Raw genomic sequence first — 24,283 nt, forward strand, 5'->3', positions numbered from 1 at the left:
TTTTTCCCGCTGGAGTCTTCGTATATTTCCGGAGCTAGTATAGGCTGTTGTTCGGCTTTTCGGCTATCCTTTTCGCTATGTCCCAGCCCCATTTATATTTTTAATTATTCCTCGACACTTTCTTCTTCTGGACGATACTCAAGAATATCTCCAGGTTGGCAATCTAATGCCTTACAAATACCCTCTAACGTGGAAAACCGAACGGCTTTTGCCTTTCCATTTTTTAATATCGACAGGTTCGCCATCGTGATGCCAACCTTTTCGGAAAGCTCGGTTACGCTCATTTTCCGCTTCGCCAACATTACATCAACGTTAATAATAATTGCCATGTTAGTTCACCTCAGACCGTTAAGTCGTTTTCTGATTTTATATCAATGGCTTCTTTTAAAAGTTTTTGAAGAACAGCTGCAAACACTGCAATAACCATAGAAGCAAAAGGAACAATACATCCAACAAAGATAACACCTGGTGCATCATCTAGCTCTGCAAATAGATAAAAGAGCGGTAAGACAAGGATGTGCAAGCAACTAATGGTAACGGCACAGTATTTGATATTCTTCAACGCTTTTACAGATATATGTGAGAATGCCTTGTTCGTATCAATATAGCGCAAAAGCTTAAAAGCCTGATACAAAGCAAAGTAAAAAGGAATGGCTGAAGCATAAAAAATAATCGATACTAGATACTTAATAAAAGCAAAGTCCGGAAGCAACTCTGCTGCAATTTCTCCCAACACCGGTACGGCAAATATACATATAGCAAGAACCGGAATCCCAATTAGAATAACAGCTACCTTTAAAAAGAGCGTTGTTCCACGTTTCATTCCATCCACCTCGACTGTTTATTTTTGACTAGTATCATTCTAATACATATTTTATCGTTTTTCAATAAATTATTATCGAATATTGTAATTAATTAAAAAATCACCTCTTACATACATAAGGGTGATCGTTTATCGTCATTATTGCTATTCTAAGTGGCTTTAAACTAATACCTTTAACCGTTTCACTGCTGAATGAACAGTAAGTCTATGAAAGGAAATTAATTTACGTTTAAAGACAACGCCATAAATCCCATAAGGAGTAGGGGAGAGCTTTAACAATTCTTCTCTATCTTTTATATCAATGACGTTTGCACGTATCCCCAAATGGTCTGCTCCTTTTATAACATTGTCTGTCGCAATATCAACAAACGGGCATTGTTGCGTTCTCAGGATTGTTAAGTCTTCAAACTGTTCTAATCTCTTGTCCCAATCCTTTGGAAAATATGGATTTGGTGACTGTCCAAACTTATGAACAAGTAATTCAAAACCATACGGAGCTTTATCTATTTCAATGAAATCATGTTTTAAAAACACATCTTTACTAGGTGTCCACGATGTATCTGGATTTGTCACAACAATAACGCCATTTTTATTTTGCTCCTTCGCATCTTGGATACATGCGTCAATTAATTGAGAAGCATACCCTTTCCCAGTGATCGCTACCCAAAGACAATGGATCACCAAATAGTTTTCTCCATATACGACTCTTGAAGAGTATTCAATAGGGGTATATTCAATAAATCCGGCTGGTTTATTGTTTTCCATAATTTTTTTATATGTAAGTCCTTCACTGAACCTTCCTAAAAGCCATTGATTTTTATTTTTATATCCAGCAGAATTTGGTTTGCTTCGGAGACAAAAACATCCCTTTTCTTCCAAATTCTCTTCATTTAAATCCACTAAGCTAATTGCTGCCATTCCTCGCTCCCCCTAAGGCTGTTCTTTATAAAGTAATGCTCCACTTATTAAGTAAAGATTAAGATAAAGATTCTACAATCCAAATTTTATAACCATCCGGATCCGCAACAACCGCTTCTTTCACTCCCCATTCTCTGTCTATTGGTTCTTGCACAATTTCAGCACCTGCATTCTTAATGGATGAAACAGCTGCTATCACATCATCAACCATTAATTCGATAACTACACCCTTTTCAACAGGCTCAGGTTTATCGATAATGTGTAACATGAAAGAAACCTTCCCTTCTCCTGATCCAAGCGAAAAATAAGCCATCCCATTCTCAACAAAATCTTCTTCTAGATGTAATACATCCTTATAAAACGTGATAGATTTTTCTAAATCCTTTACTGGAACGATAATTGTATGAAGCCTTTGAATCTTAAAGTCTGCCATGATAGGTTTCTCCTTTCTTAAAGATCAGTAAATGCAATATCTTTACTTGGATAGACATCTGCAAACCAACGTAATACTTTATTGTGATGATTAATAATTTGTTGTGCTGTAATTTCATCAGAATCCCATGTACTATGTGCATCTGAAGCTAATGTTACTTTATAGTCCATGCTAAAAGCTCTTCGACAGGTTGTATCCACACAGGCTTCTGTTTGAATACCGGTTATAACCAAATGTGTAATGTCATATCTTTTTAATTCTTGATCTAAGGATGTATGTAAAAAGGAATCTGGGGTCGTTTTTTGGATGATAATATCTTGATCTTCTGGAGCTATCTCAGGGTGAATCTCCCATCCCTTCTTTCCATACTCTAAGGGTTTTCCGGGAGGGGCATTATGTTGAATAAAAAATATAGGTATATCTGTGGAACGTGCCTTTTCTATAAGACTTTTCACATTTACCAGTAGTTTGCCTCCATTATGTACAACATTTCCTACTTCGTACATGCCATTCTGCACATCTATTACTAATAATGCTTTTTTCATCTGTCTCCCCCTCAAACAAAACGTATGTTCGCTACTATTATTATACTATAGTTAGTGTTTTTTGCAATTCTGATAAATTATTTTAACTTATGTTTGTAAAGCTAAGAAAGATTTTTTATAAAGCCTGTACTGTCATTCTCATATCCCATTCGTTTATAAAATTCATGGCACCCCGTCTCCCTTCTTGATTTCCACTATTTAACAAAATATATATTACACCTTGTTGTTCCGCCCATTTTTCAGCCTCTATTAATAATAGCTTTCCAATCCCTTCACCACGGTATGCTTGATCAACGACTAGTGATATAACCCGACAGCATCTACCATCCTTATTGAAAAGTAAGCCTGTAAATAAGCCGATCATCCCAATAACTTTCCTATCTCGTACTGCTACAAACGTTTGATAATCAGGATGAGATTGAATAGTATTTAACCTTATCTTCATCTGTTCAATTGTAGTTGGGAACCCTAATTCTCCCATTAAATGGGTTATGCATAAAACATCGTCCTGCTTCACTTCCCGAATTTCAGCCATTTAGCTCCTCCTATCCGAACCATCTGCAAATTTTTTCTGATAGATAGTTTTCAATTTGTTTTAGTTCATTTCTCGTAAAGCTATAAATATCTTTCTCATCGGAGTAACACGCCATCACTTTTTTTATTGTTTCTGACAATTCTTTCGGAAAAGAAGATAAAGCCCAAATACCAGCTTCTTGTTTGGAAGAAATCTTTCCCTCTTTTAAGTACCGGTAAACTCTAATCATATTTAAAATACTATAAACGGGGTCTTCCTCCATATTCTTTACACAATCCTTGTAATCACTAAGTATAGAGGATAGATAATCCGACTGTGGGACAACTGGGAAAACCTCGTTAATTGGCTTGCCCATTAGACAAACTCCTCTCTCATTCATGATCATGATATGCGCAGCTAAATCTCCATCTGTTTGTATAGCATTATTTAAATCCTTTTTTGTATTATGTAACAACTCTTGTTCATAGCGTTCTCTCCAGAACTCACTATAATGAAATTCAAATGGACAAGGGTGTACCCATTTCACAAGTTGATTTTCGTTTAAGAAACTGATTTCTACAGGGTATGGAGAATTCGATTGCATCAAAAAAAGGGTTGCTAGTTTTCTTTTTGTATGGACTGACATAGATTTGTTCGTAACTACCAATATATCAATATCGCTTCTGGTAGGATTAAATCCTCCCATTGCTAGAGAGCCATGCAAATAGAACCCAATACAATCATCTGTTATATCCATAATTCCATTTATCAAATGATAGACAAACGTATGGATCTCCTTCGGACAAGTTTTCCAATCATAAGGCATAGAGGATACTCCCCTTTTTTATCAGTCTACTCTGTTGGTATTGGTTGAAAAGACTTTACTACTCTACTCGTACATATTGATATGCCATTCTTTCAGGATGTTTGCTGTCATTTCTCGTAGCTTTATTCCATCGTTTTTGAAAAGTAATCGAAAATAAAACGCTCTTAAAAAGGTAATAACAATAGTTTTTTTTCGAAAAAAGGTTAAACTATATCCGTCCTCCTCTAAAACGTTCTTTAATTCATTAGATATAGTAAATAGCCAAACCTCTACTTCTTTCTCCGATAGTCCCTTCTCTATTAAAGCCTCAACTGCAAAGATTAATCTTTCTTCTTCTTCATCCACGTAGGGAATGTCAGCTGTGCCTTCTTTGAATAAGCAGTTTTTAATTACAATCAGACATTCCGATAAAAAAGAGAGTGAAAACTGAGGATGTTTTACCGCTTCCGTTAAAAGGTCAGCTCCGTGCGCAATACTATGTGCCCACCCCTTTTCATTCACGTAGCCACGAATATCCTGTTCTGAGTTTAAATATTCGACACTTGCTTCTATTGCTTGATCTACATATTCCTTTGATAAGAAGGATTCTTTTCTGTCCTTCTCTACTATTAATCCAATTACTAAGGCGGAGAAAGAACGAGTAAATACAGAGTCATCTTCCTTTTGACCAATATCAAAAAATAATAGCTCTAGACATACCTTAAGAATATGTTCCATTTGTTTATTAGATAAATAATTCTCTGTAATTAGCTTTCCAAATGTATTAAAGATCAGCTTATCTCTAAGTTCAGGATCAACTGTACCTATATTGCTTAACATTTTATCAATAAGAGAATCTAGATTATCACTTTCTTTCATAATCGTTTTATGAAGGGTTTCAAGTTCTGTTTTTAATGTCATATACTTACCTCACTATGTATGATAGTTAATCTTAACTAATTCTTCCTTGCATTTCTTAATAATACTATCAAGCTCTGAATCTATATGTAATGCTATTTCGTTCTCATCTGAATCACCTTCTGTTAAACTTCCCCTTAGAAAGCAGTTGCTCTTCTAAAAATTTTGCGGCGATTCCTCTTTTTTCAATCCTTTCTCTCCTTTCACTAATAATCACCCAAGCTTTTTCATGTCTTTTTATCTATAACATACATTCCACAAATATACTTTTTGTCCTGCCTTGAGTTATTCTCTGCTCCCTCTACAGCAATAGCTTCAAATACTCTATGTCAACTACATAATTAGTGAATAATGTGTATTTTTTTATTAACTCATTTAGAAAAAAAGGAAATTTCTGTATTCACTATGGTAAAATGTCTGTAGACTCATTTTTAATTTCTTTAACCTAAGAATTTTTATTGTTGTACTTAGGGATTCTATGGTCTAATAATTCGAGGAGGGATAGAATGAAAAAGAAAAGGTTACTTATGTTGATTGGATTGATAATGATTCTAACTGCTTGTTCCGAAGAAAAAAGCACTATGAATGTAGAAGATGCCAAGAAAGAAGTAGTAAGTAATGTGCCAGAGAGCATCGATAAGATAACAGTTACTGGATACGACCCTGCAATTTTTACCGAGGACGAGGAACATCCTCAGAAAAGAAATGTTCTTTTTAAGAAAGAGCAAGAAATAGAATTGTTTTTAAATGCAATAAAGGATTCAACCGTTCCTTCTGGTGAAGTAACTTCTGAAGCCGAAAATTTCAAAATCATACTTTCTGATCAAGATGGCAACTCTGACACAATTCTTTTATGGCTTTATCCTGACAAAAATTTAGGGAGAATCCAAAAAGAAAACTACGATAATCAAGTTCGTATATTAAGGAAGGATGATGTACAAATTCTAGTGGAATTGTTAAAAGAAAAATCTAAAACAATCTAACTGAATTACTAGTTTTCTATCTCCGAGAATAATTACCATACCTTACTACTTTTTTTCGGTTTACTGAGAACATGATTTCTCCAAACAATAGAAATTTGATACAGTAGAAATGAAAAGATTAAAGAATTTTACTTCTCATCAAAAATCATATTTCTATATATACAGCTTTCTTAGACGGAAAAAACGATACACTAAGTAGAATTAAAGATAGTATCATCATTGCCATAACACTAATTATTACGGTATTCCGAATCGTTAATAAGTGTGTTCCTACTCCAACTAAACTTGTCAGAACGATTATGAATATCGCTTCCAACAAATTATATATACTCCTAATCCTCCCCATCATCTCGGCTGGTATATTATTTTGATAGAATGTCAAAAATCCAGTATTCGCAAATGCAAGAAAGAAAGCGAGGAAGAAGAAACCGATAGCCGCAACTAGAAAAGTGTTCGAAAAAGCATAAATGAGATAACCAGTGGAAACCAAAACAGTACCTAATCCAATTAATAGATTCGTTTTAATTTTTTCTACAAAAAAAGCATTCACAATTGCTCCAATAATAACTCCTGCTCCTGCAATGGATACTAACATTCCGTATTCACTATCCGTTAAAGATAGGACCTCTTTAGAAAATGCCGCTTCGAGTGAATCTATTGCACTTGCCATTACGGTCATTACACAACCAAAGAGTAAATAGACCAGCATGATATATTTATGGTTAAAACTAAAACCTAAAACTAGTTTCCAATCTTCCCACCATACTTTTCCTGACTTCATCGTTGTTGGTAAGGAAAGCAAAGCTTCCTTTTCTACATTAGGAATGAATATGGTAAGAAGACCCGATATAAGTAAAGCAAGGGCATTAATAAAAATGGCAGAAGTAGGACTCCCTGCAAGAAACAATAATCCGGCAATGCCAGGTCCAATTAAAAATCCTCCTGACGTCACTAAACTATGAAGTGAATTAAATGATTTCCTCTTTTCTATAGGGATTAATTTTGTGATATACGACATCGAAGTCGGTTCAAAAACCGAACTAGCCATGTTTATAATAAACACAACAACATACAGTAGAATCATAGTTGGCATGAATGGTAAGATGGCAACTCCAAGTGCACGAAAGAAATCGAGAAAAATCATTAACTTTTTCTTATTCATACGATCCACTAAGCTTCCTGCCCAGAGATTCGTCGTCATAGTGGCTAGTGGTTTTATCAAATAGAGAATAGACACCGCAAAAGCTGAACCAGTCTTATTTAAAACAATCAAGTTAAGAGCAATGAAATAGATCCAGCTCCCTATATTGGAAACGCCTATGGCAACTAGTAAGGTCAACAAATATCGCCACTTTTTCATACATAAAACCTCCTTTTATTGGATAAAACTAAAAAAATCCCACCCCCAAGACCAATCAGTCTTGAGGGCGAGATTTATCATCGCGGTGCCACCTCAGTTTGTTAATACGTCACCATATTAACCTTTTCAAGTACGGCAAAATGATTGCTTATACTCTAGCTCTATACCGGGAGCTCCCGTCACACTATCATTACGTTCATCCAATGCGAAACTCAGAGGCTTGCTTCCATCAATCAATTCATGCTCCTTTTCAGCATCCGGAGCTCTCTAAAATGAATTCAATTCACGTACTCTTCTCTTCATCGTTTTGTTTTATGTATTTTCCATATGCTAGCATCTAAAGAAAATAAATTCAATATAAAATTGCACTATTTTATTTTTTTCTGTTTGATGATACATACCACTATCGGAATAAACACACTTAACAAGGCTATTGGTAAGAACCATGCCCCTAATCCATTCCCCCATTCTAAGGCTATGGAAACAGATTCCATTAAGATAATCGCAAAGAGGATCAAACTAATATTTTTTATTTGATTTACAAGCTTTCTACTCAATAGATAGAACTGTCCTGCATTCGATTCATTTAATCGGCTAGGATAATTATGAACCTCTGGAAAGCGTTCAAAGACTTGCATAAAAACAGCTATAAAAGCACCGACAACAGGTAGGATAAACAGTTCCTGTTTATCTCCATATCTGTCCACTTCCCCCGAAGCATTGTAATGTGCCGGAACTTCTTCAGGTAACCTATCCCAAATGACAAACAAAAAGATGATTGAACCAATGTAAGCTGAATACCCAATAATATCCCAAAACCACTCCCCTTTTGTTTTTGGAAGCTTACGTTTTGAGCTATCCTTTATTTTTGTCATCTCCTATCCCCCTTTTCCATCTAAATACTATCATCTAATGGATTTCAAGCTCTTATATATATTTTAAACCATTGCTTACATGTAATTAAACTACAATTAAAAATCACACCCAAGTATAGTGTCGGGTGTGATTTTCCAGAGCAGTTCATTACTGATACTTTATGATAAACTACCATTTGTTTCATACGTATTCACAAAATCTTCTTCCAAGAAGTCCGCAGGCTTCCCGTCAAACACTACTCTACCTTCTTTTAACGCAATAATTCTAGAAGCATACTTTTTAGCTAGCTGTACATCATGTACATTCAATATGGTTAATAGATTATGGGTTTCGTGTAATTCCCATAGCAGTTTAAAAATTTGATTGGCAGTTCCTGGATCTAAACTGGACACCGGTTCATCTCCTAGCAGGAGCTTCGGCTTCTGTAAAATGGAGCGAGCAATACCAACTCGCTGTTTTTGACCGCCACTAAGCTTTTCTACACGACGATAAATCTGTTCTGTTAATCCGACCGCGTCTATCACATTTGCCGCTTCCTCCAACTCTTGTTTGGTGAACCATCCTATTAAGCTTTTAAAGGAAGAACGATATCCAAACAGACCAGTTAACACATTTTGAAGAACTGTTAAACGAGGAATGAGGTTGAAGTGTTGAAAGATCATCCCCATTTCTCGTCTAACCTTTCTTAATTGCTCTTCGTTTTTTTGATGTAAACTGGTATCATGCCAGAATACTTCTCCATTACTAGGTAGTTGTAGTCCATTTATTGTACGCAAGAGCGTGGATTTTCCAGCCCCACTTTGCCCGAGAATACAAACAAATTCTCCTTGTTGAAAGGACAAATTAATTTCAGATAAAGCTGGCCTTTCGCTTTCTTTATAATGGACCTGTACGTTATAAAGCTGAATTAATTTAGCAAGCATTCAGATGACCTTCTTTCGCATATAACTCCCGAACAGATCTACGAATATGACCATTAGCATAATAAAACAAACATCTAAGGATACAGAGGAATATTGAAAGGTTTTAAAATCATTAAATAATCGTTGCCCGACGCCTCCCCCCTCCAATCAAACCTAGTATTAACGATGTGCGAATGGCTACCTCGAACCGATAAAAATAATTAGATAAGACGTTTGGCCATATTTGAGGTAAAATACCAAAAATATTGGCTAGCCATCTACTTGCGCCAACAGCCTGCATCGCTTCCTGTGGACCAGTATCCGCAGCTTCAATCAATTCAGAAATCAACTTTCCCAATACCCCTATATTGTGAAAGGTAATCGCTAATACTGCGGGAAATGGGCCTAGTCCAAGTGCAGTTAATAGAATGAGGCCAAATACAATTTCAGGTATGGATCTAATAAAGCTTAATAGCACCCGAATTACATGAAATAAAAGGGGAGAGGAAGAAGTATTTCTTGCTGCAGTAAAGCTAATCGGTAAAGCAATGACCAGTCCTAATATACTACCTAAGAACGCCATTGCTATTGTTAACAGACTATCCTTAACAATTGCAGTAAGATTATGCATATCCATCGGGAACCATTGCTTTATAAAGTCAACAATATTCCGAAAATCCTGGAATTTGGTAACGTCAAACTCCGTTAATTTCATACTAACTGTAATGAGGAGTGATAGTCCTACCAGAAAGATGTAACTTCGACGCTTTATCCACATCCATGATCAGCTCTATTCTTTAATAAATCCTTCTTTTCTCGCGGCTTTTTCTATACTCTTATAATCTTCGTTGCTAGCTTTAGTAAATCCCGAAGCACCAAACGCATTTAATATATGTTCATCCTTTATTTTTAAGAAAGCATCTTGAAGCTTTGTTATTGTTTCTTGCTTCGTATCTTTGTGCACCGCCCAAGGATACTGAAAAAGCTTTTCAGACTGCCATATTTTTTTAATTTTGTCTCCTTGAATTTTTCCTGACTCTACAAGCTGGTTAAAGATGGCACTATCGATTGCACCAGCATCTACTTGCTTATTTTGAACTGCCAAAGCTGTTGCATCATGTGAGCCTGTAAAACGAACAGATTTAAGCTTATATTCCTCTTCAGATTGGTACACTCCGCGCTTTTTTAACTCAATACCAGGAATTAACGATCCAGACGTTGAGGATGGATCACCAAATGCAAAATCAATTTCTTTAGGTTCTTTAAACAGCTCTTCTAAACTATCCCATTTGTTGTCTTTGTGTGTAATGATGTAGGAATGATAGAACGGTTCTCCGTCAATTAATTGTGTCACAATTGCCTTTGCACCACTTTTAGCATGAGCAAACACATAGGTGAGTGGTCCTAAATAGGCCATGTCAATCTTGTCGTAGTTCATTGCTTCCACGACTCCATTGTAGTTCGGATATACATCCACCTTCACAGTCCGATTAAGCTCGTCGGAGAGGATGGATTGTAATTTTTTCATGGCATCATCCATTGCACCTTCTGTTTGGGAAGGAATAACGCCGATTGTAAATGCTGATTTGTCATCGGTTGACTCCTGCTTTTGTTGCTCCTCTTTCGTGGATTTATCTTCCTCATTACTGCAAGCGGATAAAATCGCGAAAAAACTAAATAGTAAGGCTACATATAGCCACTTTTTCATCCTGATAACCACCTTCCCAACAATTTATTTCCTACACTTCTTTCCACATAAAAAAACCAGCTAGACTACCTCGCTAACTGGTTTCGTTTTGTTTAATATTTGTATGAACCAACAACTGTAATATTCCGTATCAGAGAAGAATCAGGCTTTTCGTACTAACCTGCAGTCAAATTAATAGGTATTTTGATTTATGAGTACTGGAATACCTTATGGAATTGGTTACTTACTAAATTCTCTATCACTCGTTGGACAGCTGATGAATCTGCCACCACCCTAATCTCCTGTTCTGGAATCTGGATAGTAGGCACTATGTTTCTTTTATTAAATGCTTCATAAAACCCAAAAAGAGACTCTAACACTACATCATTCAATTTTCTCTCTAACGTAACCCATTCTAAAATAGTTTCTATTTTTCTAGCTTCTTAAAAACCATTTCACGGAACAATTCAAATCCATGTTTTTGATAGAATTTTGCTGCGTTACTATTTTTCACCCAATAATCCAATTCCACTAAGTCAATATTATGGTCCTTCGCTATCTGGTATATATGGTCCATTAGAAAAGTTCCATACCCACTATGTCTTTTCTCAGAATTAATACTAATTTGGTGTACATAAACGGATTGGTACGTATCCTTGTACGGATAGCGGTCATAATCTCGGATCTCAACCCAAGCAAATCCAACTGCTTCTCCTTCATCTTCTAAAATAAGAAAAATAAAGTTATCCTTATCTATTTGGTTTTTAAAGGTGTCTTTTATGACATCGTAATCATATTCTTCGAAGTACTCCGGATATAAAGAATGATGCAAGTCATGGACTGGTTTGTTTAACTTTGCTAGCAGTTCATAGTCCTTTGTTTGTTTTACTTTCATAATTTACCTCTATTCTATGAGTTTCATTTTCTAAGCATTTGCTAACATCTGACATAGTTGCGTTTAAACCCAAGTCTTCCTCTATCCACTTGTTTTTGGATACTGTCAGAAGCATGTAAGATGCTATTCTTTTTCTTATCCCGTTTCACTTCAACTATCCCCACTTTCTTTGCAATCTCGACTGCCCTTTCATGAAGTGGCACGTAGGATACTCCTACGGTGTAGAGGAAGTTATTCATGGAGTACTTCGTTCGTTCTGGTGAATCATGAATCGTATGCTTGACCGTATCAAGCATGGACGAAAGTTTGCTTTCAGAAAATTCATCATCCGCGCGATTGCCAAAAACCAGCAGTAACAGCTCCAGCCCGCCGACATTCTCAGTTCTTCTCCACTTGCAATCCATTTGTCTGCAACGTTTTGTGCAATATCCGTTTCCGATAACGTAACGGCAACCACATAATCAGAAAGCATATAAAAATAAGCTGCATTCATCCAACGGTCAAAATCAGACTCAGACATCGCATTTGGATCTGCAATAATGCCAGCGAAATACATCGCATCATAATTCTCCGTGGCATATAGTTCCTCGGCTAAAGGTTGATTTGTTTTTATTTTTTTAGCAATAGGCTTCATAGCACCTGTAGCCACACCGAATAGCGGCTCCTGCGCACCATTTGATATGTACATTTTTTTCGTTCGTTCTTTACCAAGTGCTTCTAGATCCTGCATCACCATTTCTAAATTCAGCGTAAACTCCTCCTAATTATCGATTTGTAGTACCTCTATTATCCTATACCTACCAATAATTTGTCAGCACTTAGAGAAAAAGGACTCAAGAATCCTTTTTCAGTTTTAAAAAGAATGAATACGCGTATTGATTCCACAAAAGCAATAATGTTGCCAGCACAATATAAACAATTGTATATAGCCCAAATGGGATTTTCACAACAAGTACACCAAGGAAGTACAATGGCAAATCAATACTATAGACAAAAACCGGTGCAAGTAGACGCCAACGAAATTTCCGAAAAAAAATAACCCCCGCGGCAAAGATTAAACCTTTAAACATTCCCATAATCCCTGAAATGAAGATATCATCTCGAAATATATTCTCAAAAAACCCATATTCATAGTGGCGAATGAATACAACGGACATGATATACATCACTGTCGCTGCCTCCGCCCATCCTTGCATCCACAACGATAAAAACCGAATCCACTTTACCCCTACCTGAAGAGCACGCATCCAATACTTAGCTAAAGACATAAAAATTAATATAGAGAAAAACGTATATCCCTTTCTCCACCAGTTTACACGGTAGATATCAAGCCATTCAAACAACCATGAAACACCCGTTAACGTGAAAGCAAAAAGAACAAACCATCGAAATTTCAATTGATAAACCGCAGTTACTACACCTAAAACTGGAATTACAAATAAATTGGAAACAATCGCACCGAGTACGTTATCATAATAAGGTATTGAGAGTACTTTCGGGTAATAAACATAACAATTTCCAATAATCATGACAAAAAACTCTGCTACATACACCATCCCGGAATAGCTAAGAAATAAGACAATAATCCCAAGGTCACGTTTATGGACAATTGTCAAAATTAATATAGTTATACTTAAAACAGTGAGAATTAAATACGGAATATAGTTTGGCATGATTAGGCTACCTTTTTTTCGTTATCATCCCTCGGAATATCTTGGCTATTCACAATTTTTTTTAATTGCCTGCAAAGTTCCATAATATTTCTCCGCCTTGCTCATATAAATGAATTAATTATAAAAAGCAGGGGGAATGAGGATGGCAAAAGAAGTGGATGTCCAGGGGTCTATAGAATTATCGGAGGATCTGCTAAAGAAATACTATGATTTAAACACGCAAAAAAAAGTATTAGATAACGAGCTTAATCAGCTCAAAAAGCAAATACACGACTACTTAGATGAAACCGTTGGAAAAGAACAGAAAGGGGAAATAAAACGTGGGAAATACAAAGCTCAGCGCGTAATTCGCTCCTCTGTTCAATATGACAACGAGAAGACAGTCCAAAAGTTGGAAGAGCTTAAACTAAATGACTTTATATTAGTAGTAAAACGACCAGATACGGAAAAACTTGAAGCTGCGATGAAGATAGATTTAGTAAAGGAAGAAGAGTTTATTGATTGTAAAACGAATAAGCTATCGCAAGCTATTACTGTTAAGGAAATAAGCTAATAATCGGGAAAAACGTTTGGATAATAAACATCCAAACGTTTTTTATGTCTTAACACGTAATGGAAGTGCTTCGTCTAGTAGTTCCTGACTTACTTCCCGGTCCTCATATTCTCGAATGGATTTATGACCGTAAATGACATCGTTTAAGTCCATACAAAACACTCCTTTGGTCACACAATTTATAGATTACCTTTCGATAAATAAGCCGCTTTTCCCTTTATTCCATATATACAGTAAGCACTTCACCTTTCATAAAACTCTCATTATACATTTATTGGTAACAATTCAAAAAATTTTAAAAAATTTGATGTATATTTTTTTATACCGTGCTACATTCGAAGTGCACCACACCATAAAAAAGAGGAGATTGATGAATGAGATTTAAAGTAGAAGCAATTCCAAACTTACGTGTAGCTTATGTACGAGGAGTAGGACCATATGGACCAGCAAACAAAGAAGTAATGGAGCGGTTAAAAAGTTGGGCAAGAAAGCGAAACCTTCTCCATTCAGCAACTTTACTTGCAATTCCACAGGATAATCCTGAAACAACACCTCCTGAAGATTGTAGATTTGATGCTTGTATTGTGTTATCAGCAGAGTATCAAATTGGGGAGGATATTAATGAGACTGAGCTTACTGGAGGTAAATATCTAATCTATGAAGTAGAGCATACAGCAGAAGCTATGCAAAAAGCCTATGCAGACATTATCCCATCTTTACAAACTAATGGGTATCAAATGGATAGTAAACCTATTATGGAAAGATACAAACAGACTATGGTTGATCGTCATTATTGTGAAATATGTGTACCTGTAAAACCTTAGTCATTCTTATTGTCTTTAGAAAAATAGAACAAGTTGATTAGAAGCAGCTTGTTCTTCTTTTTCATTCATTAAATGATAACCCAATAGAATAATGGCATTGGTAGAAAACCTATTCTGATTGTAACTACCTAAATGGTAAACTAAAAATATAACCAATATAGAAAAACAACTCTCGAAAAAAGAATGGTACTTTACTATTCCACGTCTCATATACGGAGCTTGTGGTCGGTGATGTATATGCATCCATTCCAGTATTTTCTGCCATTAAGATTGCTCTTTTCATATGTAATGGATCACTTACAATAGTAAATGTATGGAAGTTGTTCTCATTTGCAATTTCATATGCGTATTTAAGATTTTCTTCTGTAATTTTTGATTTCGTTTCAATCAGAATATCCTCAGATCTAACATTGTTTTTGATAGCATAATCCTTTGCAACCTCGGATTCTGCATACGTATCGTCTTTACCCTTTCCACCCGTAAAGATAATTTTGTCTACGTAATCATTCTTATAAAGCCAGATGGAATGATTAATTCTCTCACGCAAAACAGGCGATGGCTCATCACCCCAAGCTGCAGCTCCAAGCACTACAGCCACATCCGTTTTTACTAATTGTACTTTTTTACTAAAAGACCAAATACTATACGCTGAATAACTTATGAAAATAAGTAAAATTACTAGTATAGTAAAAGCTAATCTTAGCAATAGTTTTTTCAACTAAAATCATTCCTTCGAATGCATTTTTGAAATAATGAATATGCTACCTGCCATTACCTAGCTTGAGGTACTACCATTTTTCAATAAGGTGGTACTTCGCCATTCTCGCCACTCATGGTCAAGCTTCCTCTTTCCACCTTGTAGGAAAATGTCCTTTTCCCTTCTTCCTCTCCCTTTTTCCAACTTTCCGAAAAGGTGACAAGATACGTTTCTTTTCCAATATCCTTTGCATCGGTCTTTCTTATTACTTGATACCCATCAATGGTTCCCTCCCATTTTCCAATCTGATCCGGAAATAATGCCGTAACAGAACCTTCACTAGAAGTTGCGAATTCTACAGCATCTTCCTTTGTAAAAGGAGGTTCGGGTGGAGAAATCAGTTGAAGGAATCCCCAGCAACATACAAGTAAAGCAATTGGAGCAAAAAGAAACATTCTTATTTTTTTCTCTTTTTCTTTCCTTTTAGATAACCACTTATCCATAAGTCCATATAGAATAGCTGCTGCCATTCCCACAATGGCAAATGATTGCAATTGGAAGAACAACCCGTTCGCTAATCCGAATATCCCTAGAATTAACACATACAACCAATCGGACTTAGGAAACCATTTATATTGTGCGTAATCTACTATAATAGAGACAACATTGCCGTAAAGTAGGATGACCACTCCGATATACATGAAATAAACGAAAAACCAAGCAAGAAGTTGGTTTCCTAGGTCAGGAACAAATTCAAATCCTTTAATGGCATACAAAAAAACAAACAGGAATGATAGAGCTGAGGTTGTAACGATTGTTGTGAGTAGCTTTCTTAACAAGTAATCTTTGGTAAACTTCATTTCTATTTATACTCCTTTGAAAAACCACTTATCCTTTTTATAAACGCTCACCCAATTGAATTATTTTGTCTACACTTTCTTTATACCTACCAAGCGCTATACTGAATTCGTATAAAGAATCCTTATTGTAGATTTCAATATCAACTAAATTCTTATAAATGGACTCTAAATGTTTTTGAATGAGCTCATCCTCAATCAATCGTCTAGCATCATTAAGCATTACCGTTTTCTGAACGATATTTGTAGACAACTTGTCTATTTGATTATGTAATAAATCCTTTAATTGTTGATCGGTTGGATGAAAGAACTCCTCCATATTTTCCTGAGTCGGAACTTCCACATCTCCTTGAACATTTATAGATTTCTGAGCCTCTATAAGAAGTGCTGCCGCATAAGCTTTCTTTTCACTTTCAGGAATATCCTGCACTTGAATAGAAACTCCTTTACGGCCTTCAAAAATATTTGATTTTGGTGCCACTCCAGAAAAATATTCTTCAAATCGCTCCTGTATATTTTTCACACCAGACGTTGTCGCCTTAGATTGTTCCACTTGGTTAAGATATTCCTTACTCCCATCCGGATGAATAGCGCTGTTATCTTGCTTCTGTGTAAAAAACATGGTTACGATAATCATTAATAGAAACGCAATAATAGATAAATAAACCTTTCGCATACATACCTCCCATTATCCACACTCATCGTGTGTATTATCCGATTGTCCCGATACTAATAGAGTACCATTTTGCAAAAAGCTTTTTACACAATTCTGATTTTCGTATTTTCTCAATATCAAAAATTCTTTCCCAGCTTTGTTCTTTTGTGATATTTAATTTGCCTTGTACAAATAATTCGTCTTCTTCATTTGTCATCGAGCAAAACCAGTCATTTAAAACACAATGCCAAGCATCAAAATTAGATAGGAGGACTTTATTATCTGGGACTTCAACAGTCAAGCATACAGTTGGGAATACCCAAATTGTTCGACGTGTTTTCCCTTAGTATTTATCAATGGTCGCACCTAGTACAGATGTCCTAATCATATCTAATCCACGAAACCGTTCCAATTCAGAAGGTGTTCCACTTACTATTGCTCCACTTATTTTCCAATTTTTCGTTGCATTTTCGCCATAAGCAACTCCCTCAGACACGGAAAAACCGTAAGCACCATCCCCATGTTTAACCTTCATGTGGTCCGGATTATTCTGGATACTTTGCAACTGCTCTTTCGATTTATTATTAATCCACAGCCAATCTACATTTCTATATCCTAATAAATCCCCTAGACTATCGATAGGGATTGGTTCCTTAAATGATAACGCAACCTCAACTAAGGTATCATCTTCTAATCCTGTAGCGATATCTAGTTCATTGGGCAGAAATGCATAGTTTAGATTGGGATAATAGAAGTCTACAATTCGTTCATTATTTAACTGGTTATATCGAACCGTCCTGTTTAACGTTTCATCCACCGTATTTATTTCCGATTGACCACTTGCCCTGTTGGTTACTTCGACATCTCCTATTGCTGGAATCTTCTTCGTTATAACGTCCCAGACAATGGACCTGTTCCCAATCTTTTTATAATACGTTGTAGTACTAATAGCACTAAACATTGTATAATCGTATCTTGTATCCACCATGTTAATACCTGCATATTTACTAGGCTTTACGAAAAAGTTATGTTCAGTTTCATTTTGTAATTTTTTATTGATAAGAAACTCAGTACCCATGTGAATCGCAAAAAAACTTATGATTACTGTTATGAAAGAGATGAAGAAGAATAAACTAATCTGTTTCCATTTAGCCTTCTTCATACTTTTTTGAAATATGGAGCTACTTACAAAGTCCATTTCTTCATGGTCAGAAGAATCTATATTTTTTTCACTCATTCTAGTCCTCCTTTCTCATAAATGCTCATTAGCTTTTTCCTAGCTCGGAATAAATTGGTTTTGACTGAGCTTACGTTTATTCCTAGTAGCTCCGAAATCTCCTTATAAGAAAATTCAAACACATATTTTAAAATAAGAAGTTCTGAAAAAAGCGGTTTCAGCCTGGAAAGCAGATGATAGAACTCCTCCGAACCTTCTTTGTCCAGGAGTATGCTTTCAGGTAGTTCACCACCTTCTTCCTTATTTAATCTTTCTTCCACATTGAATATGTATTTTTTATTTTTTCTACATTGATCATAGTAATAATTTAACGAAACTCTCATCAACCAACTTCTTACTTTTGCAGACCGAATAGAATGATAATATTTAAGATATTTATAGGCAGTTTCTTGAACTGCATCCTGAGCATCTGTATGAGATATTCCTTTTTTCAACAAATAGTGAAATACTATGCGAAGCTCCTTGTTTAACTCCTCGCTATTGATTGGCTCTTTCATGTATCCCTCCCCCTACATAAGTTAGACGTTTTTATATTTAATAAGTTTACAAAAAAGGATAAAATTTCCCTCAAAAAATCATAACCAAAACGATTGTCGTCATTCTCTTTAGTCAATGTACAGATTAACTAATGCTCCAAGTGGAGATTGTTCAATAAGTGATTGAATGAAACTTACTTTTCTCATTAGAATCCAGAAGTGAAATAGAAAACAAATATACTATAATATTGAGAATTTATAACGAAATATGTTGAAATATATATTATTTTGTCGATAAAAGAGGGAATGTGTAAAATAGGAGGGAAACAAATGAAGAAAAAGATACGAATATCAAGCATCTCTACAAAACTTATGCTCTTGATTACAATAATTATTATTGTGACAGTGGGGATTATTGGTACCACTAGTTATTTTGTTGCCAAAAATCAACTTTTAGAGTCTGGTAAAAGGAATCTACAAAGTGTCGTAAATGGAGCGTATTCTGCAATTGAAATGATTAATACGCGAGTCGAGAACGGTGAAATAACACTAGAGGAAGGAAAAGAGGAAGCAAGAACCCTTCTTAACGGACCTTTAAACAAAGATGGGGAGTACGACTATCAACAGACACGTTTTACATATAAAGATAAAGGATACGTTTTAGCATATGACGAGGATTTAGTGTTACAACTCCATCCTTCTAAAGTAGGCGGAGCCCCTGCAGACGAACAAAATAGAAGTAATCGTGAACGAATTGTTGCAGGTGGTAAGTCAGAAAACGTAGCAGATCGTTATGTTGTCTATTCTGATGAACAATCAGATGGATCCTTTAGAGATAAAATAGCCTATACAGAATATTACGAGCCTTGGGGTTGGACAATTGGTATTGCGGTATTTCAAGATGAATTTTACGAAGGTCTACACCTTTTAGCATATATTATCTTTGGTTCAACTGTTGGACTTATTATACTAAGTACACTTGTCTTTTACTTAGCTATCCGCAAGAGGATTAACATGTTAAAAGATGTTGCGGAAGCGTCCACCCAAATAGCAGATGGTCATGTAAAGGTAACAAATCTACCAGAATCAAACGATGAAATCGGACAATTAGCCTTTGCTTTCAATAAAATGTCAGGTGAGTTACGTACGCTAATCGAAAAAGTTAAGAACACTAGTGAACATTTACTAGATTCAGCAACTGATTTATCTGCTATTTCAGAAGAAACTTCAGCTAGTAGTGATGAGGTTGGTGGAGCAATAACCGAAATCGCTAGGGGAACACAGGAACAAGCGAATGATTTGGAAGAGATAAACAGAAGAGTTGAGCTATTAACCAGTTCTATTAAAACAATGGAAAACCATAGTAAATCCATGCATGACATTACTACGAACGCAGAGGAGATTTCTAACGAGGGAATTGAAGTAGTTCAACAATTACAGAAATCGAATGCTGATTCGTTGACTGCCTCGCAAGAAATTAGTGATGAAATTAAAAACCTAAATAGTAAAACGAAGCAAATTACTCAAGTGATGGAAACGATTGAAAGCATTGCTGAAGAGACAAACCTGTTAGCTCTAAATGCCAGTATTGAGGCTGCAAGAGCAGGTGAGTACGGGAAAGGTTTCTCTGTTGTTGCAGATGAGATAAGAAAATTAGCCGAACAATCGAAGGATGCGACACACCAAGTACAAGAAGTTGTTTCCACTATCGTTTCGGAGACAACGAAAACAGTAGAAACAGTGGAAGGAACCATGAAAACGGCGGAAAGATTAAATGATGATGTTATTCTAACACAAAGTAAATTCAACCAAATGTCTTCTTCTATTAAGCAAATTGCAGATGCGTTACTAGCTGTAAATAATGAAATGGATGCGATGACAACCTACAATAAACAGATGAGCGAAGGCGTTGAAAATGCCTCCAGTGTATCTGAAGAGACAGCGGCATCCGTACAAGAAATTACCTCATCCCATTGATGAACAAATTAATGCAATTGCCAATGTCGCAACCTCTGCAGAAAAATTAACAGAATTAAATCAAGAATTAAGCACTTTATTGAAGCGATATACCATCTAATCGAAATAGAACATGAAAGCAGACCGTGTGTAACCACGGTCTGCTTTTTAATTAGATTTTTTGTCTTCATTACTGCGTTTAGTATTCTATGTCGTCAGCTGATTCGGTACTTCAACGGAATATATGATGTTGATTAACTTATACGATACATACTACACAATGAACTGAGTAAACCAAGCAATATATTTTGCACCAGGAATAAATAATAATTGTGCCAAAAGGGTTCCTAATAGCCTCGATGTTACCATCATAATAGAAGCATTTTTCAAGCTCACATAGCTTCCTTTTTGATTAATGACATCGTCTGCGAGAATCGATATTTTAGGATCAATAAAGACGATTAATAATAAAATTGTGGCAATCCCGTTGATTAAACCTGAGGCCATTACGGCTGTTGTGGCTCTTTCTGGCGTTAACAATGCTGCATACAATGCAGAAAGCACACCTATTGTGTAAACAGCTGTGATTATCATATTTATGCAAAACAATTTTATCGGTATGTCGCGCCAGCTCATCCCTTTAATATAACTAAATCTGGGTAAATGTATATGTTTTTTAGCACGCTTTAAGTAAGCGATGGTAAATCCTTTTTTCAATAAAGCTGGAATGGAACCCCGTTCCTCTGCCAAATGAATAATCGATCTTGAAAAAACGGCAATAAAGGTCGGTAATAAAAGTAAACCGATGATTGTTCCTAAGGTTGCGGAACCAATTAATACTCGATATTGAACTTCAACGAATTCGAGAGCATTTTCTTTCGGTGCATTATCAATTAAACTTCCTGTAAAAGGCTGCTGCATCATATTTGCTAGTCTAGAAACCATCACCATTACATTGAATAACGATAGAGCTGAGGCCAATAGCTTCACTCTTGCTCCTGATAGGCGTACAGAATAAGCTAACGTTTCGATGGAATGGATGATTAAGATAAATACTGCAATCATGATTAAATGTGTGGTAAAAAACTCCAACGTTATTCCCTACTTTTTTTCATTATTTTACTTGAAAGATCAGTTCTCATTTATTTTTTCTGTTCATTTATTTTAGCATATAATCCCTTTTGATTATTGACTTCAATAGGAAAAGGGTCGTCTTGATGGACAACCCTTTATTATGCTGCTTAGCTTCCAATATTAAATTTTAAAGTTACGAAAGCCTAGTCTAAAAGAATATACCTAGCTATTCACTTAATGTGATTAAGCAGTTGCTTTTCATTTTGTCATACTCTTTCTAGATTAGTTATAATCAATTCTTGGATATGTTTTTAGATGTTCATAATCTATTAGCTTTCCGGCCGAATTCACTACAATAATATCTTCTCCGTACGTATTATGCGCACCGTAGTACGGCATCACTTTGAGTGTGATTTCATAGATGCCACCTACACCATTAGACTGTTTTATTTTCACTATTTCTGTTTGATAAGAAGCCCATGACAGCAGCTCTGGTGCATCATCATCCTCTTTATAAATTTCATTTATGGCTTTATCTATTGGATTCCTAAGACTATTAATAAGGGCATATTGTAGCGTGTCACACAATTCCGTATCCGCTTCGTTTATCGTTTTTGAATAAGCAAAGGTATAGTGACTAACAAGCGAAAACATAACTACAAACACTACAATCATTCTTTTCATGGTCATCACCTCAGGTTAGTTTTTGAGGCGAATTCATTATTATTCAAGTAAAATGAACCATAACCATACAGGGTTATGGTTTAACCTTATTTAAACAATAACGAAAACTTAAAAATCTTGGTTCTCCATTTTTTAAACAACAGCGTAGCATTTCATCTATAATCCAATAGGATACCCCGGAAATCGAGCCAAATATAACAAATGTATCTATCTCTCTTCCCGCAATTAAAAGCGTCGCATGACTTGGAAAGAAAAGACCAAACAATGCACCGAACAACACATGAATAACGAATGATTGTATAATCCGCTTTTTTCCTAATAATCGCTTACCTATATAATCTGATAAGAAGGTAATTGGTAGTCCGTACAATAAATAAAATGGGGAAACAAAGAAACTATAAAAGATAGACATTCCTAATAGTTCTAGCGGCTGGCTCCATTCACCGAAAAAGACGGCAAAGATAAACAATAAGGATAATGGCGTTGCTAGTAAGGTTGCAATTATTTTTCTTTTTAACATTTGCTTCTCCTCTCCAATTGATTGAAAAATCACTTCAATGGTTTGGTCATTATGAAGTCCGTTTGTTCCTCATCTCCCATATGGAATGAGTGTGCTCCGGTCTGAACAAATCCCATCTTCTTATAAAATGCAATCGCATTCTCGTTCTTTTCCCAGACACCTAGCCAAACTTTTTCCTTTCCATATTCCTTTGCCATTTCAAGTGCCTTATTTAGTAGAAATTTTCCTAATCCAAGCTTTTGGAATTTTTTCTTGATATAAATCCTTTCTATCTCAAACGACTCAGCTCCCATATCTTCCGACTGAGCACCATCGACATTTACTTTTAAATATCCAGCAACGTCATGATTGTAATAAACAAAAAAGAATTTAGAGGCTGGGTTGGTTAGTTCCAAATTCAACTGACTTAGATGAAATGCTTTTTCAATATATGCTCTCATATTTTCAGGTGAATTTTGATTTGTAAATGTCTCATGAAATGTTTCTATACTAATTTCTTGAAGCTTATGAGAATCTTCCAATCTACATTTGCTTAGAGCTATAGTCATTTCTAACATTACTCCTATCAGTAGTTTCTTTTGTATCCTTTTTTCACCCATTCCCAGTCTTTTTCGATATTCATCCTTACTTTTTTAAGAAGGTTAGAGATGGTTTCTACTTCTTTTTCAGAAAATCCTTCTAGTGCAATATTGTTGGAATAATCATTTTCTCTAATAATAAGTGGGTAAACTTCCTTACCTTTCTCTGTTGGAAATATTTTTTTTATTTTTTTGTTATGTTCATCCTCTTTCTTTTCAATGAAGCCATTGATTTCAAGTTTTTTTATAGCACGGGCGGTTGTTGTACGATCTACTTTAATCATTTCTGCCAACTTTTCTTGGATAATTCCTGGGTTCTCGCAAATCCTTACAATATACAAATACTGTCCCTTAGTAAGAGCATATTCTTTAAATTCTATATTACTTATAGAATCTAAGGCTCTAGCAATCATCCCAATTTCACGTAAAATTTCCTTCATATTTAAACTCCTCAGCATAATTGTTGTAAATGCAATATAAAATCAGTTTAACTTGTTTTTGTTGTGTTTACAACATATTTGAAACAAAATAAATCCTGAAACATAAGTAAGATGTTTTTGTAAATATTATTAATAAAATGAAAGTAAATCAAGGAGGAAGTTATGAAGCAAAATAAAAATAATGTAGATACTAATGTGAGATTTAATGTCTCTGGAACAAATCCGCAAAAGGTCAAACAAGATATTCGAAAAGATGTAAGCCGCGGAGAAGGAGCTATGACTTCTCGAGAGGCGGGGGCAATGCGTGACTAAAAAACCACAATAGGTGGTTTTTTGTTGTAAAGTCCTGAACAGGAAAATGTTATTTGATTTACTTAACGTGGCAATATTGAAGACCTGT

General features: G+C 35.5%; 31 protein-coding genes, 1 pseudogene and 1 other annotated feature. Of the genes and pseudogenes, 5 read left to right on the top strand and 27 right to left on the bottom strand.

The window, feature by feature from the left end; translation table 11 throughout:
* Nucleotides 1–104: 104 nt before the first annotated feature.
* The 8 genes from FN924_RS13630 to FN924_RS13665 all read right to left on the bottom strand — a co-directional run bounded on the left by FN924_RS13630 (nucleotide 105) and on the right by FN924_RS13665 (nucleotide 4,959).
* Nucleotides 105–329 carry a helix-turn-helix domain-containing protein gene (locus tag FN924_RS13630; protein ID WP_143895378.1) on the bottom strand — a complete coding sequence of 75 codons (225 nt, stop codon included), beginning with the start codon at nucleotides 327–329 and terminating at the stop codon, nucleotides 105–107.
* Nucleotides 330–340: 11 nt separating this feature from the next.
* A complete protein-coding gene (locus FN924_RS13635) occupies nucleotides 341–823 on the bottom strand; it encodes a DUF2975 domain-containing protein (protein WP_143895380.1) in 483 nt (160 codons plus the stop codon).
* Between the two features lie 159 nt (nucleotides 824–982).
* Nucleotides 983–1,741: a GNAT family N-acetyltransferase gene (locus FN924_RS13640; RefSeq protein ID WP_143895382.1), complete on the bottom strand. Its 759-nt coding sequence runs from the start codon at nucleotides 1,739–1,741 to the stop codon at nucleotides 983–985.
* Nucleotides 1,742–1,799: 58 nt separating this feature from the next.
* Nucleotides 1,800–2,174, bottom strand: a complete 375-nt coding sequence (locus FN924_RS13645) for a VOC family protein (protein ID WP_143895384.1) — start codon at nucleotides 2,172–2,174, stop codon at nucleotides 1,800–1,802.
* Between the two features lie 17 nt (nucleotides 2,175–2,191).
* Nucleotides 2,192–2,719, bottom strand: coding sequence for a cysteine hydrolase family protein (locus FN924_RS13650; protein ID WP_143895386.1), 528 nt, complete (start codon nucleotides 2,717–2,719; stop codon nucleotides 2,192–2,194).
* Between the two features lie 115 nt (nucleotides 2,720–2,834).
* Complete coding sequence (locus FN924_RS13655) at nucleotides 2,835–3,254, bottom strand: GNAT family N-acetyltransferase (protein ID WP_228409449.1); 420 nt, start codon at nucleotides 3,252–3,254, stop codon at nucleotides 2,835–2,837.
* Nucleotides 3,255–3,264: 10 nt separating this feature from the next.
* Nucleotides 3,265–4,059 carry an aminoglycoside adenylyltransferase domain-containing protein gene (locus FN924_RS13660; protein ID WP_143895388.1) on the bottom strand — a complete coding sequence of 265 codons (795 nt, stop codon included), beginning with the start codon at nucleotides 4,057–4,059 and terminating at the stop codon, nucleotides 3,265–3,267.
* 63 nt (nucleotides 4,060–4,122) lie between these two features.
* A complete protein-coding gene (locus FN924_RS13665; protein WP_143895390.1) occupies nucleotides 4,123–4,959 on the bottom strand; it encodes a DUF2785 domain-containing protein in 837 nt (278 codons plus the stop codon).
* A gap of 503 nt (nucleotides 4,960–5,462) precedes the next feature.
* Here FN924_RS13665 and FN924_RS13670 point away from each other — a divergent pair.
* The gene (locus FN924_RS13670) at nucleotides 5,463–5,939 is read left to right on the top strand and encodes a hypothetical protein (RefSeq protein ID WP_143895392.1); all 477 of its coding nucleotides are present in this window, start codon (nucleotides 5,463–5,465) and stop codon (nucleotides 5,937–5,939) included.
* Nucleotides 5,940–6,084: 145 nt separating this feature from the next.
* Here FN924_RS13670 and FN924_RS13675 read toward each other — a convergent pair whose 3' ends face one another.
* From FN924_RS13675 to FN924_RS13715, 8 genes and pseudogenes are all read right to left on the bottom strand, one after another.
* Nucleotides 6,085–7,299 carry an MFS transporter gene (locus FN924_RS13675; protein ID WP_143895394.1) on the bottom strand — a complete coding sequence of 405 codons (1,215 nt, stop codon included), beginning with the start codon at nucleotides 7,297–7,299 and terminating at the stop codon, nucleotides 6,085–6,087.
* Between the two features lie 60 nt (nucleotides 7,300–7,359).
* Nucleotides 7,360–7,611, bottom strand: a binding site (T-box leader).
* A gap of 56 nt (nucleotides 7,612–7,667) precedes the next feature.
* Nucleotides 7,668–8,174: a DUF1648 domain-containing protein gene (locus FN924_RS13685; protein ID WP_143895396.1), complete on the bottom strand. Its 507-nt coding sequence runs from the start codon at nucleotides 8,172–8,174 to the stop codon at nucleotides 7,668–7,670.
* Nucleotides 8,175–8,333: 159 nt separating this feature from the next.
* Entirely contained in the window at nucleotides 8,334–9,098 is a 765-nt protein-coding gene (gene phnC / locus FN924_RS13690) for a phosphonate ABC transporter ATP-binding protein (RefSeq protein ID WP_143895398.1), read from the bottom strand.
* 112 nt (nucleotides 9,099–9,210) lie between these two features.
* Nucleotides 9,211–9,855 carry a PhnE/PtxC family ABC transporter permease gene (locus FN924_RS13695; protein WP_323368612.1) on the bottom strand — a complete coding sequence of 215 codons (645 nt, stop codon included), beginning with the start codon at nucleotides 9,853–9,855 and terminating at the stop codon, nucleotides 9,211–9,213.
* A gap of 12 nt (nucleotides 9,856–9,867) precedes the next feature.
* Nucleotides 9,868–10,785, bottom strand: a complete 918-nt coding sequence (phnD, locus tag FN924_RS13700; protein WP_143895400.1) for a phosphate/phosphite/phosphonate ABC transporter substrate-binding protein — start codon at nucleotides 10,783–10,785, stop codon at nucleotides 9,868–9,870.
* A gap of 406 nt (nucleotides 10,786–11,191) precedes the next feature.
* Complete coding sequence (locus tag FN924_RS13705) at nucleotides 11,192–11,659, bottom strand: GNAT family N-acetyltransferase (protein ID WP_143895402.1); 468 nt, start codon at nucleotides 11,657–11,659, stop codon at nucleotides 11,192–11,194.
* Nucleotides 11,660–11,700: 41 nt separating this feature from the next.
* Nucleotides 11,701–12,395, bottom strand: a pseudogene (locus tag FN924_RS13710) (DNA alkylation repair protein).
* Between the two features lie 97 nt (nucleotides 12,396–12,492).
* Complete coding sequence (locus FN924_RS13715; RefSeq protein WP_143895404.1) at nucleotides 12,493–13,332, bottom strand: hypothetical protein; 840 nt, start codon at nucleotides 13,330–13,332, stop codon at nucleotides 12,493–12,495.
* A gap of 142 nt (nucleotides 13,333–13,474) precedes the next feature.
* Between FN924_RS13715 and FN924_RS13720 the strand changes: the two genes are divergently transcribed.
* Complete coding sequence (locus FN924_RS13720; RefSeq protein WP_143895406.1) at nucleotides 13,475–13,885, top strand: hypothetical protein; 411 nt, start codon at nucleotides 13,475–13,477, stop codon at nucleotides 13,883–13,885.
* Nucleotides 13,886–14,259: 374 nt separating this feature from the next.
* Nucleotides 14,260–14,709 carry an AraC family transcriptional regulator gene (locus FN924_RS13730; protein WP_143895408.1) on the top strand — a complete coding sequence of 150 codons (450 nt, stop codon included), beginning with the start codon at nucleotides 14,260–14,262 and terminating at the stop codon, nucleotides 14,707–14,709.
* 124 nt (nucleotides 14,710–14,833) lie between these two features.
* Here FN924_RS13730 and FN924_RS13735 read toward each other — a convergent pair whose 3' ends face one another.
* The 6 genes from FN924_RS13735 to FN924_RS13760 all read right to left on the bottom strand — a co-directional run bounded on the left by FN924_RS13735 (nucleotide 14,834) and on the right by FN924_RS13760 (nucleotide 18,652).
* On the bottom strand, nucleotides 14,834–15,427 hold the full coding sequence (locus FN924_RS13735) for a YdcF family protein (RefSeq protein ID WP_143895410.1): 594 nt from the start codon (nucleotides 15,425–15,427) through the stop codon (nucleotides 14,834–14,836).
* A gap of 80 nt (nucleotides 15,428–15,507) precedes the next feature.
* The gene (locus tag FN924_RS13740; RefSeq protein WP_143895412.1) at nucleotides 15,508–16,266 is read right to left on the bottom strand and encodes a hypothetical protein; all 759 of its coding nucleotides are present in this window, start codon (nucleotides 16,264–16,266) and stop codon (nucleotides 15,508–15,510) included.
* A 37-nt stretch (nucleotides 16,267–16,303) separates the two neighbouring features.
* The gene (locus tag FN924_RS13745) at nucleotides 16,304–16,939 is read right to left on the bottom strand and encodes a hypothetical protein (RefSeq protein ID WP_143895414.1); all 636 of its coding nucleotides are present in this window, start codon (nucleotides 16,937–16,939) and stop codon (nucleotides 16,304–16,306) included.
* Nucleotides 16,940–16,973: 34 nt separating this feature from the next.
* A complete protein-coding gene (locus tag FN924_RS13750; RefSeq protein WP_228409450.1) occupies nucleotides 16,974–17,219 on the bottom strand; it encodes a DUF3841 domain-containing protein in 246 nt (81 codons plus the stop codon).
* A gap of 42 nt (nucleotides 17,220–17,261) precedes the next feature.
* The gene (locus tag FN924_RS13755; protein ID WP_143895418.1) at nucleotides 17,262–18,155 is read right to left on the bottom strand and encodes a hypothetical protein; all 894 of its coding nucleotides are present in this window, start codon (nucleotides 18,153–18,155) and stop codon (nucleotides 17,262–17,264) included.
* The gene (locus tag FN924_RS13760; protein ID WP_143895420.1) at nucleotides 18,152–18,652 is read right to left on the bottom strand and encodes an RNA polymerase sigma factor; all 501 of its coding nucleotides are present in this window, start codon (nucleotides 18,650–18,652) and stop codon (nucleotides 18,152–18,154) included. The genes FN924_RS13755 and FN924_RS13760 overlap by 4 nt, the downstream gene beginning before the upstream one ends.
* A gap of 309 nt (nucleotides 18,653–18,961) precedes the next feature.
* Between FN924_RS13760 and FN924_RS13765 the strand changes: the two genes are divergently transcribed.
* Entirely contained in the window at nucleotides 18,962–20,608 is a 1,647-nt protein-coding gene (locus FN924_RS13765; protein ID WP_228409451.1) for a methyl-accepting chemotaxis protein, read from the top strand.
* A 252-nt stretch (nucleotides 20,609–20,860) separates the two neighbouring features.
* Here the strand turns inward: FN924_RS13765 and FN924_RS13770 are convergent, their stop codons facing one another.
* The 5 genes from FN924_RS13770 to FN924_RS13790 form a co-directional block, all read right to left on the bottom strand.
* The gene (locus FN924_RS13770) at nucleotides 20,861–21,652 is read right to left on the bottom strand and encodes a lipid II flippase Amj family protein (protein WP_143897226.1); all 792 of its coding nucleotides are present in this window, start codon (nucleotides 21,650–21,652) and stop codon (nucleotides 20,861–20,863) included.
* 291 nt (nucleotides 21,653–21,943) lie between these two features.
* Nucleotides 21,944–22,345 carry a DUF3888 domain-containing protein gene (locus tag FN924_RS13775; protein WP_143895422.1) on the bottom strand — a complete coding sequence of 134 codons (402 nt, stop codon included), beginning with the start codon at nucleotides 22,343–22,345 and terminating at the stop codon, nucleotides 21,944–21,946.
* 73 nt (nucleotides 22,346–22,418) lie between these two features.
* Nucleotides 22,419–22,865, bottom strand: coding sequence for a hypothetical protein (locus tag FN924_RS13780; RefSeq protein ID WP_228409452.1), 447 nt, complete (start codon nucleotides 22,863–22,865; stop codon nucleotides 22,419–22,421).
* A gap of 29 nt (nucleotides 22,866–22,894) precedes the next feature.
* Nucleotides 22,895–23,413, bottom strand: coding sequence for a spermidine/spermine N(1)-acetyltransferase (locus FN924_RS13785; RefSeq protein ID WP_143895426.1), 519 nt, complete (start codon nucleotides 23,411–23,413; stop codon nucleotides 22,895–22,897).
* 17 nt (nucleotides 23,414–23,430) lie between these two features.
* Nucleotides 23,431–23,883 (bottom strand): MarR family winged helix-turn-helix transcriptional regulator, encoded by a 453-nt coding sequence (locus tag FN924_RS13790; RefSeq protein WP_143895428.1) that lies wholly within the window; start codon nucleotides 23,881–23,883, stop codon nucleotides 23,431–23,433.
* A gap of 162 nt (nucleotides 23,884–24,045) precedes the next feature.
* On the opposite strand from FN924_RS13790, the gene FN924_RS19125 reads away from it, so the two are divergent.
* Nucleotides 24,046–24,195, top strand: a complete 150-nt coding sequence (locus tag FN924_RS19125) for a hypothetical protein (RefSeq protein ID WP_194709662.1) — start codon at nucleotides 24,046–24,048, stop codon at nucleotides 24,193–24,195.
* The last annotated feature ends 88 nt before the right edge of the window (nucleotides 24,196–24,283 follow it).

The sequence above is a fragment of the Radiobacillus deserti genome, assembly GCF_007301515.1.
Lineage (GTDB): Bacteria > Bacillota > Bacilli > Bacillales > Amphibacillaceae > Radiobacillus > Radiobacillus deserti.

What these genes read in the sequence shown, in the direction of transcription:
- FN924_RS13630 (WP_143895378.1), bottom strand. Translation starts at nt 329, where the DNA reads ATGGCAATTATTATTAACGTTGATGTAATGTTGGCGAAGCGGAAAATG.
- FN924_RS13635 (WP_143895380.1), bottom strand. Translation starts at nt 823, where the DNA reads ATGAAACGTGGAACAACGCTCTTTTTAAAGGTAGCTGTTATTCTAATT.
- FN924_RS13640 (WP_143895382.1), bottom strand. Translation starts at nt 1,741, where the DNA reads ATGGCAGCAATTAGCTTAGTGGATTTAAATGAAGAGAATTTGGAAGAA.
- FN924_RS13645 (WP_143895384.1), bottom strand. Translation starts at nt 2,174, where the DNA reads ATGGCAGACTTTAAGATTCAAAGGCTTCATACAATTATCGTTCCAGTA.
- FN924_RS13650 (WP_143895386.1), bottom strand. Translation starts at nt 2,719, where the DNA reads ATGAAAAAAGCATTATTAGTAATAGATGTGCAGAATGGCATGTACGAA.
- FN924_RS13655 (WP_228409449.1), bottom strand. Translation starts at nt 3,254, where the DNA reads ATGGCTGAAATTCGGGAAGTGAAGCAGGACGATGTTTTATGCATAACC.
- FN924_RS13660 (WP_143895388.1), bottom strand. Translation starts at nt 4,059, where the DNA reads ATGCCTTATGATTGGAAAACTTGTCCGAAGGAGATCCATACGTTTGTC.
- FN924_RS13665 (WP_143895390.1), bottom strand. Translation starts at nt 4,959, where the DNA reads ATGACATTAAAAACAGAACTTGAAACCCTTCATAAAACGATTATGAAA.
- FN924_RS13670 (WP_143895392.1), top strand. Translation starts at nt 5,463, where the DNA reads ATGAAAAAGAAAAGGTTACTTATGTTGATTGGATTGATAATGATTCTA.
- FN924_RS13675 (WP_143895394.1), bottom strand. Translation starts at nt 7,299, where the DNA reads ATGAAAAAGTGGCGATATTTGTTGACCTTACTAGTTGCCATAGGCGTT.
- FN924_RS13685 (WP_143895396.1), bottom strand. Translation starts at nt 8,174, where the DNA reads ATGACAAAAATAAAGGATAGCTCAAAACGTAAGCTTCCAAAAACAAAA.
- phnC (WP_143895398.1), bottom strand. Translation starts at nt 9,098, where the DNA reads ATGCTTGCTAAATTAATTCAGCTTTATAACGTACAGGTCCATTATAAA.
- FN924_RS13695 (WP_323368612.1), bottom strand. Translation starts at nt 9,855, where the DNA reads ATGTGGATAAAGCGTCGAAGTTACATCTTTCTGGTAGGACTATCACTC.
- phnD (WP_143895400.1), bottom strand. Translation starts at nt 10,785, where the DNA reads ATGAAAAAGTGGCTATATGTAGCCTTACTATTTAGTTTTTTCGCGATT.
- FN924_RS13705 (WP_143895402.1), bottom strand. Translation starts at nt 11,659, where the DNA reads ATGAAAGTAAAACAAACAAAGGACTATGAACTGCTAGCAAAGTTAAAC.
- FN924_RS13715 (WP_143895404.1), bottom strand. Translation starts at nt 13,332, where the DNA reads ATGCCAAACTATATTCCGTATTTAATTCTCACTGTTTTAAGTATAACT.
- FN924_RS13720 (WP_143895406.1), top strand. Translation starts at nt 13,475, where the DNA reads ATGGCAAAAGAAGTGGATGTCCAGGGGTCTATAGAATTATCGGAGGAT.
- FN924_RS13730 (WP_143895408.1), top strand. Translation starts at nt 14,260, where the DNA reads ATGAGATTTAAAGTAGAAGCAATTCCAAACTTACGTGTAGCTTATGTA.
- FN924_RS13740 (WP_143895412.1), bottom strand. Translation starts at nt 16,266, where the DNA reads ATGAAGTTTACCAAAGATTACTTGTTAAGAAAGCTACTCACAACAATC.
- FN924_RS13745 (WP_143895414.1), bottom strand. Translation starts at nt 16,939, where the DNA reads ATGCGAAAGGTTTATTTATCTATTATTGCGTTTCTATTAATGATTATC.
- FN924_RS13755 (WP_143895418.1), bottom strand. Translation starts at nt 18,155, where the DNA reads ATGAGTGAAAAAAATATAGATTCTTCTGACCATGAAGAAATGGACTTT.
- FN924_RS13760 (WP_143895420.1), bottom strand. Translation starts at nt 18,652, where the DNA reads ATGAAAGAGCCAATCAATAGCGAGGAGTTAAACAAGGAGCTTCGCATA.
- FN924_RS13765 (WP_228409451.1), top strand. Translation starts at nt 18,962, where the DNA reads ATGAAGAAAAAGATACGAATATCAAGCATCTCTACAAAACTTATGCTC.
- FN924_RS13770 (WP_143897226.1), bottom strand. Translation starts at nt 21,652, where the DNA reads ATGATTGCAGTATTTATCTTAATCATCCATTCCATCGAAACGTTAGCT.
- FN924_RS13775 (WP_143895422.1), bottom strand. Translation starts at nt 22,345, where the DNA reads ATGAAAAGAATGATTGTAGTGTTTGTAGTTATGTTTTCGCTTGTTAGT.
- FN924_RS13780 (WP_228409452.1), bottom strand. Translation starts at nt 22,865, where the DNA reads ATGTTAAAAAGAAAAATAATTGCAACCTTACTAGCAACGCCATTATCC.
- FN924_RS13785 (WP_143895426.1), bottom strand. Translation starts at nt 23,413, where the DNA reads ATGACTATAGCTCTAAGCAAATGTAGATTGGAAGATTCTCATAAGCTT.
- FN924_RS13790 (WP_143895428.1), bottom strand. Translation starts at nt 23,883, where the DNA reads ATGAAGGAAATTTTACGTGAAATTGGGATGATTGCTAGAGCCTTAGAT.
- FN924_RS19125 (WP_194709662.1), top strand. Translation starts at nt 24,046, where the DNA reads ATGAAGCAAAATAAAAATAATGTAGATACTAATGTGAGATTTAATGTC.